Source organism: Achromobacter sp. GbtcB20 (genome assembly GCF_019091095.1).
GTDB lineage: Bacteria > Pseudomonadota > Gammaproteobacteria > Burkholderiales > Burkholderiaceae_B > Achromobacter > Achromobacter mucicolens.
Window position 1 is genome coordinate 1 of the sequence record NZ_JAGXJZ010000993.1, and the last position, 229, is coordinate 229.

The 229-nt window shown below is 67.7% G+C and carries 1 protein-coding gene; it reads right to left on the reverse strand.

The window, feature by feature from the left end:
- On the reverse strand, positions 1-229 hold a 229-nt coding region (locus tag KVT32_RS31965; protein ID WP_217619623.1), incomplete at both ends, for a serine hydrolase.

Here is a 229-nt window from a genome sequence, read left to right on the forward strand (position 1 = left end):
GGCCCCCGCCGGGTCCCAGGCCTCATCGCCATCCTTTTCGCGCTTGCGGTAGAGCGTGGCGACGTCGTTGATCCGCGCCGGGGCGAAGTCGGCCAGGTAGAAGCCGGCCTTCAGGCCCATCGGATCGTGGATGAGACCGCGCATCAGGCGGTCGAAACGCTGGCCGCCGGCGCGTTCCATGACGGTGGCCAGCAGGCCGTAGTTGAAGTTGACGTACTCGAACCAGCCG